The organism is Lelliottia sp. GFLA7 (assembly GCF_056490165.1).
This window is the reverse complement of record NZ_JBWLAQ010000002.1, coordinates 723,427-740,076: the sequence shown is the minus strand read 5'-3', so window position 1 is coordinate 740,076 and position 16,650 is coordinate 723,427. Positions and strand designations below refer to the sequence as shown.

Annotated in this window: 15 protein-coding genes; 10 read left to right on the top strand and 5 right to left on the bottom strand. The window is 56.3% G+C overall.

Translation table 11 applies throughout. The annotated features are described in order from the left end of the window. Window positions 1–16 precede the first annotated feature (16 nt). The 9 genes from elaB (at window position 17) to AC07RN_RS09005 (ending at window position 9,519) form a co-directional block, all read left to right on the top strand. Window positions 17–322 carry a stress response protein ElaB gene (gene elaB / locus AC07RN_RS09045; RefSeq protein WP_015959814.1) on the top strand — a complete coding sequence of 102 codons (306 nt, stop codon included), beginning with the start codon at window positions 17–19 and terminating at the stop codon, window positions 320–322. Between the two features lie 97 nt (window positions 323–419). Further along, complete coding sequence (gene menF / locus AC07RN_RS09040; protein WP_478336170.1) at window positions 420–1,715, top strand: isochorismate synthase MenF; 1,296 nt, start codon at window positions 420–422, stop codon at window positions 1,713–1,715. 88 nt (window positions 1,716–1,803) lie between these two features. Beyond that, the gene (gene menD, locus AC07RN_RS09035; RefSeq protein ID WP_478336169.1) at window positions 1,804–3,474 is read left to right on the top strand and encodes a 2-succinyl-5-enolpyruvyl-6-hydroxy-3-cyclohexene-1-carboxylic-acid synthase; all 1,671 of its coding nucleotides are present in this window, start codon (window positions 1,804–1,806) and stop codon (window positions 3,472–3,474) included. Next, window positions 3,471–4,247: a 2-succinyl-6-hydroxy-2,4-cyclohexadiene-1-carboxylate synthase gene (gene menH / locus AC07RN_RS09030; protein ID WP_478336168.1), complete on the top strand. Its 777-nt coding sequence runs from the start codon at window positions 3,471–3,473 to the stop codon at window positions 4,245–4,247. Before menD ends, menH begins: the two co-directional genes overlap by 4 nt. Then, on the top strand, window positions 4,244–5,101 hold the full coding sequence (gene menB, locus AC07RN_RS09025) for a 1,4-dihydroxy-2-naphthoyl-CoA synthase (RefSeq protein ID WP_015959810.1): 858 nt from the start codon (window positions 4,244–4,246) through the stop codon (window positions 5,099–5,101). Before menH ends, menB begins: the two co-directional genes overlap by 4 nt. Next, window positions 5,101–6,066: an o-succinylbenzoate synthase gene (menC, locus tag AC07RN_RS09020; RefSeq protein ID WP_478336167.1), complete on the top strand. Its 966-nt coding sequence runs from the start codon at window positions 5,101–5,103 to the stop codon at window positions 6,064–6,066. The genes menB and menC overlap by 1 nt, the downstream gene beginning before the upstream one ends. After that, a complete protein-coding gene (gene menE / locus AC07RN_RS09015) occupies window positions 6,063–7,424 on the top strand; it encodes an o-succinylbenzoate--CoA ligase (RefSeq protein ID WP_478336166.1) in 1,362 nt (453 codons plus the stop codon). The genes menC and menE overlap by 4 nt, the downstream gene beginning before the upstream one ends. A 171-nt stretch (window positions 7,425–7,595) precedes the next feature. Next, complete coding sequence (locus AC07RN_RS09010; RefSeq protein WP_015959807.1) at window positions 7,596–8,138, top strand: YfaZ family outer membrane protein; 543 nt, start codon at window positions 7,596–7,598, stop codon at window positions 8,136–8,138. A 181-nt stretch (window positions 8,139–8,319) separates the two neighbouring features. Next, the gene (locus AC07RN_RS09005) at window positions 8,320–9,519 is read left to right on the top strand and encodes a nicotinamide mononucleotide deamidase-related protein YfaY (RefSeq protein WP_235133747.1); all 1,200 of its coding nucleotides are present in this window, start codon (window positions 8,320–8,322) and stop codon (window positions 9,517–9,519) included. Window positions 9,520–9,550: 31 nt separating this feature from the next. Here the strand turns inward: AC07RN_RS09005 and glpC are convergent, their stop codons facing one another. The 3 genes from glpC to glpA are packed head-to-tail and all read right to left on the bottom strand — an operon-like array spanning window position 9,551 to window position 13,615. Further along, on the bottom strand, window positions 9,551–10,741 hold the full coding sequence (gene glpC, locus AC07RN_RS09000; RefSeq protein WP_186752551.1) for an anaerobic glycerol-3-phosphate dehydrogenase subunit GlpC: 1,191 nt from the start codon (window positions 10,739–10,741) through the stop codon (window positions 9,551–9,553). Further along, a complete protein-coding gene (gene glpB / locus AC07RN_RS08995) occupies window positions 10,738–11,997 on the bottom strand; it encodes a glycerol-3-phosphate dehydrogenase subunit GlpB (RefSeq protein WP_478336165.1) in 1,260 nt (419 codons plus the stop codon). The genes glpC and glpB overlap by 4 nt, the downstream gene beginning before the upstream one ends. Beyond that, window positions 11,987–13,615 (bottom strand): anaerobic glycerol-3-phosphate dehydrogenase subunit A, encoded by a 1,629-nt coding sequence (gene glpA / locus AC07RN_RS08990; RefSeq protein ID WP_478336164.1) that lies wholly within the window; start codon window positions 13,613–13,615, stop codon window positions 11,987–11,989. Before glpA ends, glpB begins: the two co-directional genes overlap by 11 nt. Before the next feature lie 252 nt (window positions 13,616–13,867). Here glpA and glpT point away from each other — a divergent pair, with 252 nt between their 5' ends. After that, a complete protein-coding gene (gene glpT, locus AC07RN_RS08985) occupies window positions 13,868–15,220 on the top strand; it encodes a glycerol-3-phosphate transporter (RefSeq protein ID WP_015959802.1) in 1,353 nt (450 codons plus the stop codon). A 23-nt stretch (window positions 15,221–15,243) separates the two neighbouring features. Here the strand turns inward: glpT and yfaE are convergent, their stop codons facing one another. Both yfaE and nrdB read right to left on the bottom strand, forming a co-directional pair. Then, on the bottom strand, window positions 15,244–15,498 hold the full coding sequence (yfaE, locus tag AC07RN_RS08980; protein ID WP_235133742.1) for a class I ribonucleotide reductase maintenance protein YfaE: 255 nt from the start codon (window positions 15,496–15,498) through the stop codon (window positions 15,244–15,246). Then, window positions 15,498–16,628 (bottom strand): class Ia ribonucleoside-diphosphate reductase subunit beta, encoded by a 1,131-nt coding sequence (gene nrdB / locus AC07RN_RS08975; RefSeq protein ID WP_015959800.1) that lies wholly within the window; start codon window positions 16,626–16,628, stop codon window positions 15,498–15,500. Before nrdB ends, yfaE begins: the two co-directional genes overlap by 1 nt. Window positions 16,629–16,650: the final 22 nt, after the last annotated feature.

Below are 16,650 nucleotides of genomic sequence, written 5' to 3'. Positions count from 1 at the left end.
TCATATGGAGAAAACTATGTCATTTCAATCCTGGGATACCCGTATCGATGACGATCTGGCGCTGCTAAGTGAGACGCTGGAAGAAGTGCTGCGTTCTTCGGGCGATCCGGCCGATCAAAAATACATTGAGCTTAAGGCTCGTGCCGAACAGGCGCTGGAGGACGTGAAAAATCGCGTGAGTCATGCGTCCGATAATTATTATTATCGCGCCAAGAAAGCGGTGTATCGTGCTGATGATTATGTGCATGAAAAACCGTGGCAAGGTATCGGCGTAGGTGCCGCTGCGGGACTGGTTTTGGGGCTGTTGCTCGCCCGTCGTTAAGATTACGCACCACCGGTTGACCCCTCCCTATACGTGGGTACTGCTTTTTATTGCCAGTACCCCGTATAATATGAGGTTTTTATAGGGGGAGAACCGCGTGCACTCGATTTCCATCGCGCTAGAACGTCTTGGCGACTTTCTGCAGCAAGATATTCCCGCCACACCCGGTCTGCGTCATTTCGACGTCTCCTTCCCCTTAAACGATGCTTTTGATCCTCTTGCCTGGCTAGGCGCGCAGATCGCATATCCCCAGTTTTACTGGCAACAGCGCAACGGTGATGAAGAGCTGGCGGCACTGGGTGCTGCAGAACACTTTTCAACGCTGTCGGCCGCTCGTCAGTTTTTAAATAACCGCCATGCCTGCGCCGAAACCCGAATTTGCGGCCTCAACGCATTTACCCCTGAACAGAGTCATCTCTTTCTGCCGCGCCTGCTATGGCAGCGCACGGGCGGTATGGCAAGTTTACGGCTAAACCTGTCGAGCGATATCTCTTTGCAAGACGATGCCCGGCGTGCCCTCGAGTTTTTGCAGCAGCTGCAGACCATCAGACCGATAACTACGCTCTCATCCCAGATCGTGCGTGAAACGCATCTGCCCGCACGGCCAGAATGGTTGAGTTTGGTTTCGCAGGCGACGGATGCCATTGCACACGGTGAGTTTGAAAAAGTGGTGCTGGCGCGGGCAACCGATTTGCACTTTGACCTACGCGTCAATGCCATTGCACTGATGGCGGCCAGCCGACGTATCAATCACAACTGTTACCATTACTGCATGATTTTTGATGCGCAGAACGCTTTCATGGGGTCATCCCCGGAGCGACTGTGGCGACGACGTGGCACACTTTTGCGTACTGAAGCGCTTGCCGGAACGGTTGCCAGCCATGCTGATGACGCGCAGAGTCATCGTTTGGGTGAATGGTTGCTCAACGACGACAAAAATCAGCGCGAAAACATGCTGGTAGTAGAAGATATTTGCGAGCGTTTACAGCATCATACTCAGGCGCTGGAGGTGCTTCCCGCACAAGTCGTGCGCCTGAGAAAGGTGCAACATTTGCGCCGGTGTATCTGGACGGAACTTAACCTCGCCGACGATGAGCAATGCCTGCATTTATTGCAGCCAACCGCGGCCGTTGCAGGATTACCCCGTGATTCCGCGCGCGCGTTTATTCAGCGTAACGAGCCCTTTGAGCGCGAGTGGTACGCCGGTTCAGCGGGTTATCTCTCCCCGGAGCAAAGCGAATTCTGCGTCACGTTGCGCTGTGCGCGCGTGAGTCACACCGCGGTAAGACTCTATGCGGGAGCCGGGATTGTTAGCGGATCCGTTCCCGAGGAAGAGTGGCAGGAGATAGAAAACAAAGCCGCAGGGCTGAGAACATTGCTCCTTATGGATTAATACTGAGTCGCACATTCCCGATTCATATCAAAATTCAATCTGTCTCTATTATTTATACTGTGCCTTAATATTGATACCGGACAATTTCATGTCAGTAAGTTCTTTTAACCGACGCTGGGCGGCGGTCATTCTTGAAGCCCTGACTCGCCATGGCGTCAGGCATGTGTGTATTGCACCGGGCTCACGCTCCACGCCGCTGACGCTTGCGGCGGCGGAAAACCGCGCGTTTATTCATCACACCCATTTTGATGAACGTGGCCTTGGCCATCTGGCTCTGGGGCTGGCGAAAGTCAGCAAAGCGCCCGTGGCGGTCATTGTCACGTCCGGTACGGCGGTCGCGAATCTCTATCCAGCGCTGATTGAGGCGGGGTTAACGGGCGAAAAACTGGTGCTGCTCACCGCAGACCGACCGCCTGAGCTGATCGACTGCGGCGCCAATCAGGCGATTCGTCAGCCCGGTATTTTTGCCTCGCACCCTGCTGAGGCGCTCTCGTTGCCGCGTCCCACTCAGGACATTCCTGCCAGTTGGTTGGTTTCAACGCTTGATCATGCCATGGGCGCACTCCGTCACGGCGCGCTGCACATCAACTGCCCGTTTGCTGAACCGCTGTATGGCGAGCTGAACGACACCGGGGTTGAATGGCAGCAAACCCTTGGCGACTGGTGGCAAAGCGACAAACCGTGGCTGCGAGCACAAACGCATCTGCAAAGCGGACAGCAGCGCGACTGGTTCCACTGGCGACAGAAGCGCGGCATGATCCTCGCCGGGCGTATGACTGCCGCTGAGGGTAAACAGGTCGCTGAATGGGCCAAAACGCTGGGCTGGCCGCTGATTGGCGATGTACTTTCGCAAACCGGCCAGCCGCTGCCGTGCGCAGATTTATGGCTGGGCAACGCAAAAGCGGTTACTGAACTTGCACGGGCGCAAATTGTGATTCAATTAGGCTCAAGCCTCACCGGAAAACGCGTGTTGCAGTGGCAATCCACCTGCGAGCCGGAAGAGTACTGGCTGGTTGACTCGCTTGAAGGGCGGCTCGATCCGGCTCATCATCGTGGGCGTCGCCTGGTCAGTGCGATTGGCGACTGGCTGGAAGATCACCCAGCGGAAAAACGTCAAGCCTGGGCGACGGATATCCCAGAGCTTTCTCGCCTGGCGTGGGACCTCACCACACAGCAATGCGAGCGTTTTGGCGAGGCGGAACTGGCGCATCGGATTCGTCAGTATCTGCCCGACCAGGGTCAGCTCTTTGTCGGAAACAGCCTGGTGGTCCGCCTGATTGATGCGCTTTCAAAGCTCCCAGCCGGATATCCGGTTTACAGCAACCGTGGTGCCAGCGGTATCGACGGGCTGATTTCCACCGCCGCGGGCGTTCAGCGCGCCAGCACCAAACCAACACTCGCGATTGTTGGTGATCTCTCCGCGTTATATGACCTCAACGCGCTGGCCTTGCTGCGCCAGGCGTCGGCACCGTTCGTGCTGATTGTGGTCAACAATAACGGCGGACAAATTTTCTCTCTGCTGCCAACGCCGCAAAGTGAGCGCGAACGTTTCTACCTGATGCCGCAAAATGTGCAGTTCGAGCACGCGGCAGCGATGTTCAGCCTCAAATATCATCGCCCGCAAAGCTGGTCAGAGCTGGACGATGCCATGAGCACCGCCTGGCGGCAGCCGGGTACCACGCTCATTGAGCTGATGGTGAATGATTCTGATGGGGCGCAAAAGCTGCAACATCTCCTCGCGCAGGTGAGCCATCTATGATCCTGAACGGTAAAACGCGCGCAGGAAAACCGGGCTTTCCCTGGCTGGTTTTCCTGCACGGTTTTTCCGGAGACAGTCGGGAATGGCAGGATGTGGGTGCACAACTGCCCGATTATCCGCAGTTGCATCTCGATTTGCCCGGACACGGTGATTCCGTAAATATTGCCGTCGCCGGATTTGACGAGGTGAGCCAATTACTCGCCGATACGCTTGTTAGTTACAACATACTTAAGTTTTGGCTGGTGGGATACTCCCTCGGCGGCCGCATTGCGATGTTTCACGCTTGTCAGCATCCCGCGGGATTAATTGGACTGGTCGTTGAAGGCGGGCACCCCGGATTGCATGACGAACCGACCCGCAAATCGCGGGCAGAATCGGACGCCCAGTGGGCGGAGCGCTTCCGGCGCGAACCCTTAGAAAATGTCTTCAGCGCCTGGTATCAGCAACCGGTTTTTGCTGCTTTACATGACACCGAGCGTGACGCGCTGGTCGCGCTGCGCAGTCAAAATAACGGCGCGGCGCTTGGCGCAATATTGCAGGCGACCTCGCTTGCACAGCAGCCCGATCTGCGAGCGGCTCTGCGCGCCCACGACTATCCATTCCATTATGTGTATGGCGAATACGACGATAAGTTTGGCGCAATAGCGACTGAACTTACTGCCCAACGCCATGTGATTCCCAATGCCGGACACAACGCCCACCGGGAAAACCCCGCTGCGGTTGCTGAATGTTTGGCTCAGTTACTGCGTCTTCGAATAAAGGACATTCCATGATCTATCCTGATGAACAAATGCTGTACGCACCGGTTGAATGGCAAGACTGCTCCGAAGGTTACACGGATATTCGTTATCACAAGTCCGCCGACGGTATCGCCAAAATCACCATTAATCGTCCACAGGTGCGTAACGCATTTCGTCCGTTGACCGTTAAAGAGATGATTCAGGCAATGGCTGACGCGCGTTACGACGACAACATCGGCGTCATCGTCCTGACCGGCGAGGGCGATAAAGCCTTCTGCGCTGGCGGCGATCAGAAAGTTCGCGGCGACTACGGCGGATATCAGGATGATTCAGGCACCCATCACCTGAACGTGCTCGACTTCCAGCGCCAGATCCGCACCTGTCCAAAACCGGTTGTCGCGATGGTGGCCGGTTTCTCCATCGGTGGCGGTCACGTGTTACACATGATGTGTGACCTGACCATTGCTGCTGAAAACGCCGTTTTCGGCCAGACTGGCCCGAAAGTGGGTTCTTTCGACGGCGGCTGGGGCGCATCCTATATGGCGCGTATCGTGGGTCAGAAAAAAGCGCGTGAAATCTGGTTCCTGTGCCGTCAGTACAATGCGCAGGAAGCGTTGGATATGGGTCTGGTTAACACCGTTGTGCCGATTGCCGATCTGGAAAAAGAGACCGTTCGCTGGTGTCGTGAAATGCTGCAAAACAGCCCAATGGCGCTGCGTTGCCTGAAAGCGGCGCTGAACGCTGACTGCGATGGTCAGGCGGGTCTGCAGGAGTTGGCCGGAAATGCGACCATGCTGTTCTACATGACAGAAGAGGGTCAGGAAGGCCGCAACGCGTTTAATGAAAAACGCCAGCCGGACTTCAGCAAATACAAGCGTAACCCGTAATGCGCGGCGCGCAGGTTTACCGCTGGCAGATCCCTATGGACGCGGGTGTGGTGCTGCGCGATCGGCGGCTCAAAACCCGTGACGGCTTGTTTGTCCATCTTCAGCAAGATGACCGTCATGGCTGGGGCGAGATTTCGCCTCTGCCGGGCTTCAGTCTGGAATCGCTGGCTGAGGCCGAAGCGGCGCTGCTGGCGTGGGTCAACGCCTGGCGGGTAGGGGAATCACCGGCATTGCCGGCTATTCCGTCTGCCGCTTTCGGGATTAGCTGCGCGCTCGCTGAGCTTGACGGCACTTTACCGGAGGCAGCGGATTACCGCGCTGCGCCGCTCTGTTCAGGCGATCCAGATGAGCTGTTTGAATCGCTGGCAGCGATGCCGGGTGAAAAAGTCGCCAAAGTAAAAGTGGGTCTGTACGAAGCGGTACGCGATGGGATGGTGGTCAATTTGCTGCTGGAGGCGATTCCGGATCTGCGCCTGCGTCTGGACGCCAACCGCGCCTGGACACCGCTCAAAGCGCAGCAGTTTGCGAAATACGTCAATCCCGATTATCGAGATCGTATAGCGTTTCTCGAAGAGCCGTGCAAAAGCCGTGATGATTCCCGTGCTTTTGCACAGGAAACCGGGATCGCCATTGCGTGGGACGAAAGTTTACGCGAAGCGGGTTTTGAATTTGTCGCTGAACCTGGCGTGACGGCGCTGGTGATCAAACCCACGCTCACGGGCAGCCTGGATAAAGTGCGTGAGCAGGTTGCCGCTGCGCATGCGCTGGGTTTGACGGCGGTGATCAGTTCATCGATTGAATCCAGTCTTGGTCTGACGCAGCTTGCGCGCATTGCCGCGTGGCTGACGCCGCAGACTATCCCCGGACTGGACACGCTTAACCTGATGCAAACGCAACTGGTGCGTCGTTGGCCTGGCAATCTGCTCCCGTATCTGGATATTGAGGCGCTGGAGCCGCTGCTATGAGTTTTACCGACTGGCCATGGAAGCACTGGTGCGCGCGTCATCCGGCTAAGCCTGCCGTGCGGCTAAACCAGGAAATCCTGAGCTGGCAGCAGCTTTGTCAGCGAGTGGATGCTCTGGCGAACGGATTCCAGCGGCAGGGCATTCAAGAAGGCGATGGTGTGATGCTGATGGCGCAAAATCACCCCACCACGCTGCTGGCATGGCTTGCGCTACTGCAATGCGGCGCGCGCATTTTACCGGTCAATCCGCAGCTTCCGCGCCCGCTCCTCAATGTACTGATCCCGCAAATGACGCTGCGTTTTGCGCTGGTACTGGACGGCGAATTTGATGGGCTAATGCCTCTCGCCATGCAGTACGTGCCGGGCAGCCATTCAGTTGCCTGGCAGCCAGAACGGCTGGCTTCGATGACGCTCACCTCCGGCTCAACCGGGTTGCCAAAAGCCGCCGTCCATACGCCTGCCGCGCATCTCGCCAGCGCGGAAGGGGTGTTGTTGTTGATGCCTTATGGCGCCCAGGACGACTGGCTGCTGTCGCTGCCGCTGTTCCATGTCTCCGGGCAGGGGATTTTGTGGCGCTGGCTGTTTGCCGGTGCGCGGTTAACCGTGCGTGATAAGCAACCGCTTGAGCAGATGCTGCAGGGCTGTACGCATGCATCGCTGGTGCCGACGCAGCTTTGGCGTTTACTGAATCATTCTGAGCCTGTCGCCCTCAAAGCTGTCCTGCTCGGCGGCGCGGCAATCCCGGTAGAACTCACGCAAAAGGCGAAAGCGCAAGGTATTCGCTGCTGGTGTGGCTACGGTCTCACCGAATTTGCGTCGACGGTCTGCGCGAAAGAGGCTGACGGGAAACCGGATGTTGGTAGTCCACTTCCTGGAAGGGAAGTCAAAATTGTCGACGGTGAAATCTGGCTCAAAGCGCAGAGCATGGCTCGCGGCTACTGGCGTGATGACAACATCATCCCACTGGTTAACGAACAAGGTTGGTTTGCCACCCGCGATCGCGGTGAACTTGTCGAGGGGTCTCTGACGATTCTCGGGCGCATGGATAACCTGTTTTTTAGCGGGGGAGAAGGGATACAGCCGGAAGAGCTCGAACGCGTTATCGGGGCGCATCCGCTTATCCATCAGGTGTTTGTGGTTCCGCTTGACGACGCTGAGTTTGGTCAACGGCCTGTCGCCGTGGTTGAGTGTGAAACCGGCACCGATATCACCGCTTTTCCCGAGTGGGTGCGCGATAAGCTGGCTCGCTTCCAGCAGCCGTTGCACTGGCTGGTTTTGCCCGCAGAGCTGAAAAACGGGGGCATTAAAATTTCTCGACGCGCGTTACAGCAATGGGTTAATACTTTTCTGAAAGGCTAAACCTGCGTCCGAGACGCGCTTTGACGCCTGTTTACCGTAGGTAAACGGTCAAGTTTCAAATCGTTACAATCTAATATCCCTGCGCACGCATAGCACTTGATCCCTGACAGACTCGCGTTAGAATCACGCGGTTTGGGACATTTGACGATAAATTTGTGTGGGATCACGACAATGAAAAAAGTGGCATTATTGGGCCTTAGCGGCCTGTTTTTTGTTTCTGCGGCGGCAAACGCCATTACTGTGAGCGGCCAGGCGGGTAAAGATTACACCAATCTCGGTTTTGGTCTGGGAACGGAGACTTCCGGTCTGGCGATGACCGGCAACTGGACGCACAACGATGACGACGGCGATGCGGCAAGTCTCGGTCTGGGTCTGAATATTCCTCTGGGGCCTTTCCTGGCAACCGTCGGCGGTAAAGGGATCTATACCAACCCGAACAACGGTGACGAAGGTTACGCTGCGGCAGTGGGTGGCGGTTTGCAGTGGAAAATTGGCGACAGCTTCGGTCTGTTCGGCGAGTACTACTATTCTCCGGATTCCCTCTCCAGCGGTATCGACAGCTATGAAGAAGCCAACGCCGGTGCGCGCTGGACAATCATGCGTCCTATCACCGTCGAAGCAGGTTATCGTTATCTTAATCTGGCGGGTAAAGACGGCAACCGTGACAACGCACTGGCTGATGGCCCGTACGTTGGCGTCAGCGCCGGTTTCTGATTTTCTGGCGCGGTATTCTGCCGCGCCTGTTTCACTCTTCTTTTTTCCTCACCTCTGGTTGCGCGAATACCCGTTATACCTCACGTTGGTGGTGCGCCACGTTCAGGTAAACGGTGCGCGGAATCCTGCAACTCGAATGATTTAGGGTATAGTGTTTTGACCATAGAAGTGGGAGAACACAATGCTAAACGTGGAAATGTTATCCACCGGCGACGAAGTGCTGCATGGACAGATCACCGATACCAATGCGGCCTGGCTCGCCAATTTTTTCTTTGAGCAGGGATTACCGTTAACGCGCCGCAATACCGTCGGCGATCGCCTTGATGATCTTGTCAGCATTCTGCGCGAGCGGAGCGAACATGCGGACGTGTTGATCGTCAACGGCGGCCTCGGGCCAACCAGTGACGATCTCAGTGCGCTGGCTGCCGCAACGGCAAAAGGTGAAGGGCTGGTGCTTCATGAAGCGTGGCTCACGCATATGGAAAGCTTTTTCAACGATCGTGGCAGAGTAATGGCCCCGAGCAACCGCAAGCAGGCCGAAATCCCTGCCAGCGCGGAGCTTATCGACAACCCGGTCGGTACGGCCTGTGGATTTGCTGTCAAGCTCAACCGCTGCCTGATGTTCTTTACGCCTGGCGTTCCGTCAGAATTTAAAGTCATGGTTGAGCAGGAGATCCTGCCGCGTCTGCGCGAGCGTTTTACGCTGCCTGAGCCGCCGCTGTGCCTGCGATTGACGACGTTTGGCCGCTCAGAAAGCGACCTGGCGCAAAGCCTCGATCATCTCAAGCTGCCCGAAGGCGTGTCGATGGGCTATCGCTCCTCGATGCCGATCATTGAGCTCAAGCTCACCGGACCGGCAACGCAAAAAGCCGCGATGCTGGCGGCATGGCCTGAAGTGCAGCGCGTGGCGGGTGAGAATCTGATTTTCGAAGGCACCGAAGGGTTACCCGCGCAAATCGCCCGTTGCCTGAATGAACGCCAGCTGAGCCTGACGCTCAGCGAGCAGTTCACCAGTGGTTTGCTAGCCTTACAATTATCGCGTGAAAACGCCTCCTTGCTGGCGAGCGAAGTGGTGCCCTCGCAGGAAGAGACGCTGGCGCAAACCGCGCACTGGGCGGCCGATCGTCGGGTGAAACATTTCGCCGGACTGGCGCTGGCAGTGACAGGGCTGGAAGATGAGCATCTTAATTTTGCGCTGGCGACGCCGCAGGGAACCCACGCATTACGGGTCAAGATGAGCATAACCCGTCACAGTCTGCAGGTGCGTCAGGAAGTGTGCGCGATGATGGCGCTGAACATGCTGCGCCGCTGGTTGAACGGCAAAGATGTTGCCAGCGAACATGGCTGGATTAACGTGGTGGATACGCTGTTTATTGAGTAAAAATATCGGGGCCAAAAGGCCCCGATAGTGATCACCCCAGCGCTTTGGCGAGTAGAGAGATGGGATGTTCGCAGCGTTTGCTGGTGGACATCTCAATTTGCCATTTGCAGGTTTCGCAGTCGGTCACCACGATGTCTGCGCCGCTCTCTTCAATCTGGCGGAACAGGGGCGCACCAATCGCCTGTGACGTCGGGTAGTTTTCGCTTTTAAAACCGTATGTACCCGCAATCCCGCAGCAGCGCGAATCCAGAACCGTCAGCTCAAGACCCGGAATCAGCCTCAGCAATTCCAGCGTGTAGATCGACCAGCCCATTTTTTCCATATGACAGGGCGTGTGATACACCACTTTCAGCGGCAACGGTTTCAAGGGCAGCGTCTGGCCGTTATCCAGTTTGCGCCACAGGAAACGCGTCGCCAGCTCAATGTGCTCGCGCAGATCGCTGTTGTCCACATCCAGCACATGCGGGTACTCATCGCGCAACGTAAAGGTACAGGTGGACGAGGTAGCAAGCACCGGAATGCCTTTCCCGACAATCGCTTCTCGAAGAGACGACACGTTGCTTTGCGCCTGTTTACGCGCTTTGTTGGTAAAGCCGTTGGCGATCAGCGGCACGCCGCAGCACTTCTCTTTATTCAATAGCTGTACGCCGGTGCCCATCGCGTTTAACACCGTGATCAGATCTTTGCCCAGCTGCGGGTGGTTATAGTTCACGTAACAGCCATGGAAAAAGGCCGCCTGATCGGCGTAAGTTGCCTGCGCCTCGGCGACCGATTTGTACCAGCGGCGGAAGGTGCCGTGTGAATATTTTGGCAGGCTGCGGTGATGATCGATTTTAAGCGCCACGTCGAGCAGCTGACGCACTGGCTTCAGTGAGGTTGCTGCATTCACCAGTGGCGCAAATGGGGTTGAAACGCTGCCCATCAGGTCCGTGTGGCTCAAAATGATATCGCGCAGTTTTGGCGTCTGTTTGCTGTATTGCGCTCGCGCACGCTGAATGATGTCACCGATTTTGACATCGGAAGGACACGCGACTTCGCAACGTTTGCAGTTGATACAGTATTTCAGCGCCTCATCGTACAAAGCGCCATCTTTCAGACGCAGGCGCTCGCCATCTGGTCCCGCCTGTTTCGGGCCAGGATAATGCGGATTCACGCTGCTGACCGGGCAAACCGTGGTACACACGGTGCACTTAATGCAGCTTTCAAAACGGGTGTCGTTCATTGCTCGCCTCCTGCACGCTGGCAAATCTGTTCTGCGGCATACAGGGCGGTGATAGCGCACACGCCGCCACCGCAGCCCAGTGCGATGGGATCAAAACCGCCCAGCACGGAACCGATAGCGTAAAGATTATCGACGGGCGAGCCGGAAAGCTGCGGCCGTAGGGTGTTGTCTGTGATGACGCCAAACTGCTGCCACGGCTGCGGAGCGAAGAAATCGCTTTGATACCAGTCCGCTCGGGAGGTATTTTGCCGCACATCCAGACCCAGCACGGCTTCGCGTATTCCTTCGCGTGTGCTGATAAGGCCGTTGCTGAAAAAACTGCCGCTCGCCAGCACCACAAACCGCGGACGTAGCGGGATATCGCCATGATTTCGCGTCCAAAGGGCACTCACGACGCCGTTGTCGAGCGTCACTTTTTTGACTTCATCTCCGGCCATCCAGACGCCGCCCTGGGCAATAAACTGGCGCTGGAGTTGATTGTGCAGGCGTATGCCCGGCACCGAAGGCGGAAGGGTCGGCAATAAATAGAGTGCGCACGCTAGCCGGTCTGACAGCCAACGCCAGAGGCGATTATCCGCCAAACCAAAACAGGCCGGCATGTACAGCGCATCACAATCCTGGCTGAGCGGCTGTAAGGCGTCGAACAGCAGCGGCCATTTGTCATCGTTATCAAGAAAACGGGCGATATTCACCGCGCGAAACTCGCTGGCGTTATCGCGCAGCACGTCCAGTTCCGGCAACTCTATTTCTGCGGTATCGGCGCTGATGCCCTGATTACGCAGCGATGCGGCGGCAAGATGTGCCTGAAAATCCAGAAAACCGCTAATACCGACCACACATACGCGCTGCGATTGAATCGGGGCGACGGGAACCTCTTCAGGGCTGAGCCACGCCGGACGCAGCATGCCGAGCGGGGTGACGCGCTGATGATTTTGACGCGCATGGCCGCGCAGTCGCGGCCCGCACGTGGCGAGCAACGTTTCAGTCTCATCGGCAAGACGCGCGATGTTGTCCGTGCCCACTAGCCGGTAGGGATGCTCTGCGGGCAATGCATCCGGGTTTTGCAATGCCATTAACGGTGTGTCTACCGCGGAGCTGTCAGGAAGCGCGCCCAGCAAATCCAGCGATCCGGAAGAAAAATGCAGAGCGCTTTGGCCACGACTGACAATCGCACATCGCAGACCGCGCTGCGTAAGCTTAAGCCCGCACAGGATCCCTGCCAGACCGCCGCCGATAATCACCGTATCAAACTTCATCGTGCTGCTCCTTTTCCAGTCCGCATAATCCCTGGTATACCCAGCGGGTGAATTCGCTTTCGCGCAGCGCATCGCCCCAGGCGACAGGCTGCACGCCTTTCCAGCGTTCGTTGAGAAACTCGCTCAACTGCGCGAGCGATTGTGCTGATGTGGTGACGTTGAAGCGCTGCAAAAGCCCGGCAGCGCGACACGCGCACAGTTCTCCCTGACAGGTCCCCATGCCGACTCGAGTCCGGCGACGTAAATCGAGCAGATTATTGACCGTCAGATTTTCAACCGCATATTGCACTTCGCCCGCCGTTACGGCTTCGCATTCGCACACCAGGCTGCGGCTGAGACGGCTCTGGCCGAGCCAGGCTGGCGTGCGATCGCCATGCCGGTAGAGGGCCGAACCGCGCAGTGGTGCGGGGAGCGAGATAATTTTTTGCAGCGTTTTTTCGCTGGATTCCTGCGAGCCTGGCAGAGGGCGTTGCGCCGTGGAGCAGGGCTGCGTGTTGCCCAGCTTCTGGCACACGGCGTCTGTCGCCCACTCGGCCATCAATCGATAAGTCATCAATTTGCCGCCGGTGATGGTAATAAAACCTTCCATTCCGTCGCGTTTGGCGTGATCCATCAGGACAATCCCACGGCTGACGTTGCGCCCGGTGGGGTCATCATCGCTGGCTACCAGCGGACGTACGCCGGCATACGCGCGAAGAATGCGCGTTTGCGCCATGATCGGAGCCAGTTTTTCGCCTTCACGCAGCAGGGTATCCACCTCTTCGGCAGTGACGCGGTTGCAGTCGATATCGTTATAGTCGATGTGCATGGATGTGGTACCAATCAGCGAAATGGTATCGCCAGGCACCAGAATGTCTGCGTCGGACGGCTTGCGGCAGCGGTTAATGACGTGACTGTTGATGCGGTGATCGAGGATCAGCAGCGAGCCTTTGGCCGGGAACATGCGGATGGAGAGGTCGGCATATTCTGCGATGAGCTGACCCCAAATTCCGGCGGCGTTGACCACCACGTCGGCATACAGCTCGCTATGTTCGCCGTAAAGCGTGTCATAGACGCGCACACCCCGCACGGTATCACCCTCGCGGATAAGACCGGTGACTTCATGCGCCGTCAGAACGATTGCGCCATGCTCGCGCGCGTCAAGCATGTTGGCGGCGGTCAGGCGGAACGGATCGACGGTTCCATCGGGCACTTTCACTGCGCCAATGAGCGCGGGATTCACCGAAGGTTCAAGACGTCTGGCGAGCGCAGGATCGAGCATTTCGGCGCGAATACCCGCTTCGGTGCAGGCATGGACGAAGGTCTGCTGAAACGCGAGATCGTCTTCGGGCAGGGTAATAAACAGGCCGTCGGTAGGCTCAATGCAGTGACGGGCGATGCGTTTGAGAATTTGGTTTTCTGCGATGCACTCGCGGGCGGACTCGTTGTCGGTCACCGCGTAGCGCGCCCCGCTGTGCAGTAAGCCATGGTTTCGCCCGGTCGCACCGGTGGCGATATCATGACGTTCCAGTAGCGTAACCTTTAGCCCGCGCAGGGCGCAGTCTCGTGCGATACCAGCACCTGTTGCGCCGCCGCCGATGATAATCACATCGCTATAACGAGGATCGCGGAGTGTCATTATCTTCCCTCATGTTCGTTTTTTACTATTCAGCCACATTAATAGTGTAGTTTGTTTGATTTCGAACATAATCGAGCGCAATACGAAACTAAAGCGTGATCTCATGCGCTTATTTGCTCATGTTGTCATATTTCTGTAACAATCTGTGCGTTGATTCACAGTAACAATCGCTGTGATTTTTTAACATCGCGGCCTCTGGAATCGGGGGGCCACACGACCTCGAAAATTTATGACATGGCCACGGAGGCTCTAATGCTCAGTATCTTCAAACCTGCGCCGCATCAGGCGCGCGTGTCAGAGGCAGAAGTCGACCCGCTGTACCGTCGCCTGCGTTGGCAGATTTTCCTCGGTATTTTCTTCGGCTACGCCGCTTACTATCTGGTGCGTAAGAACTTTGCGCTGGCGATGCCGTATCTGGTTGAACAAGGATTTTCACGCGGTGATTTAGGTTTCGCGCTATCGGGCATTTCGATTGCCTATGGATTTTCCAAATTCATTATGGGGTCCGTTTCGGATCGCTCGAACCCGCGCGTCTTCTTGCCCGCGGGTTTGATTCTCGCGTCCGCGGTGATGTTGTTTATGGGCTTTGTGCCGTGGGCAACGTCCAGTATTGCCATCATGTTTGTTCTGCTGTTCCTGTGCGGTTGGTTCCAGGGAATGGGGTGGCCGCCGTGCGGGCGTACCATGGTGCACTGGTGGTCGCAGAAAGAACGCGGCGGAATTGTGTCAGTGTGGAACTGCGCGCATAACGTCGGGGGTGGTATTCCTCCGCTGCTGTTCCTGCTGGGGATGGCGTGGTTTAACGACTGGAAAGCGGCGCTGTACATGCCTGCTTTTGGGGCTATCGTTATTGCGATCATTGCTTTTGCTCTGATGCGTGATACCCCGCAATCGTGCGGCCTTCCGCCGATTGAAGAGTATAAAAACGACTACCCGGACGATTATAACGAGCAGCATGAAGAAGAGCTGACGGCAAAACAGATCTTCATGAAGTACGTCCTGCCCAACAAACTGTTGTGGTACATCGCTATCGCCAACGTGTTTGTTTATCTGCTGCGTTACGGCATCCTCGACTGGTCGCCGACCTATCTGAAAGAAGTGAAGCATTTCGCACTGGATAAGTCGTCGTGGGCCTATTTCCTGTATGAATACGCCGGTATTCCAGGGACGCTAATTTGCGGCTGGATGTCGGACAAAGTGTTCAGAGGTAACCGTGGTGCAACGGGCGTGTTCTTTATGACGCTGGTGACCATCGCCACAATCGTGTACTGGCTAAATCCTCCGGGAAATCCGGGCGTGGACATGGCCTGCATGATTGTGATCGGCTTCCTGATTTACGGTCCGGTGATGCTGATTGGTCTGCACGCGCTGGAACTTGCGCCGAAAAAAGCCGCAGGGACTGCCGCGGGCTTTACCGGACTGTTCGGTTATCTCGGTGGTTCGGTTGCAGCGAGCGCCATCGTGGGTTACACGGTCGACTTCTTCGGCTGGGATGGCGGCTTTATGGTGATGATTGGCGGCAGCATTATGGCGGTATTGTTGCTGATCGTCGTCATGATTGGCGAAAAACGTCATCATGCGGAAATGATGCAGAAACGAGGCTAAAAAAATGCCCGCGAAAGCGGGCATTACATTTCGATTTCGATATCGCCTTTTGCCCGGCAACAGCAGGGCAAAATTTCCCCTTCGTTGATAAACGCCAGCGGTTCCGTTAGCCAGTCCACTTGTCCTGCCACTAAACGACAGCGGCATGATCCGCAATAACCCGCACGACATTGGTACTCAACTTCAACCTGATGCGACTCTAATGCCACCAGCAGGGAAGGGTGTTCTTCCCGGCATAACACTTGTGTACCGGAAAGGCTTAACGTTACGCGGCTCATCAGAGCTCGAAGCTGCTCAGATCGTCAGTGTTCACTTCGGAATCAATCTGACCGACCAGATAAGAACTCACTTCCACTTCCTGCGGCGCAACCTGCACGTTATCGGACACCAGCCAGGTGTTGATCCACGGAATCGGGTTAGAGCGCGTTTTGAACGGCAGCTCAAGCCCTACAGCCTGCATGCGGATGTTGGTGATGTACTCAATGTACTGGCACAGAATATCTTTGTTCAGGCCGATCATGGAGCCGTCGCGGAACAGGTATTCTGCCCACTCTTTTTCCTGCAGGGCGGCCAGCACGAACAAGTCATAGCATTCCTGTTTGCACTCTTCGGCGATCTCTGCCATTTCCGGGTCGTCCACGCCGCTGCGCAACAGATTCAGCATGTGCTGAGTGCCGGTCAGATGCAGCGCTTCGTCACGGGCGATTAGACGAATGATTTTGGCGTTACCTTCCATCAGTTTGCGCTCGGCAAACGCAAACGAGCAGGCAAAGCTGACGTAGAAGCGGATCGCTTCCAGCGCGTTGACGCTCATCAGGCACAGGTACAGCTGTTTTTTCAGTGCGCGCAGATTCACGGTGACGGTTTTGCCGTTAACGGAATGCGTGCCTTCACCCAGCAGATGCCAGTAGCTGGTCATTTCGATCAGCTCATCGTAATAGTGGGAAATGCCTTCCGCGCGTTTCTGGATCTGCTCGTTGGTGACGATATCGTCAAACACCACCGCCGGATCGTTAACGATGTTACGGATGATATGGGTGTAAGAACGCGAGTGGATCGTCTCGGAAAACGCCCAGGTTTCCACCCACGTTTCCAGTTCAGGAATCGAGATCAGCGGCAGCAGCGCCACGTTTGGGCTACGGCCTTGAATGGAGTCCAGCAGCGTCTGGTACTTCAGGTTGCTGAGGAAAATGTGCTTTTCATGATCCGGCAACGCCTGGAAATCGATACGATCGCGAGAAACGTCTACTTCTTCCGGACGCCAGAAGAAGGAGAGTTGCTTTTCGATCAGCTTTTCGAAAATGTCATATTTTTGCTGATCGTAGCGTGCCACGTTGACCGGCTGACCAAAAAACATCGGCTCTTTGAGCTGGTCGTTTTTCGTCTGTGAAAAGGTGGTATATGCCATGAATAGATGTCCTGTCTTACGA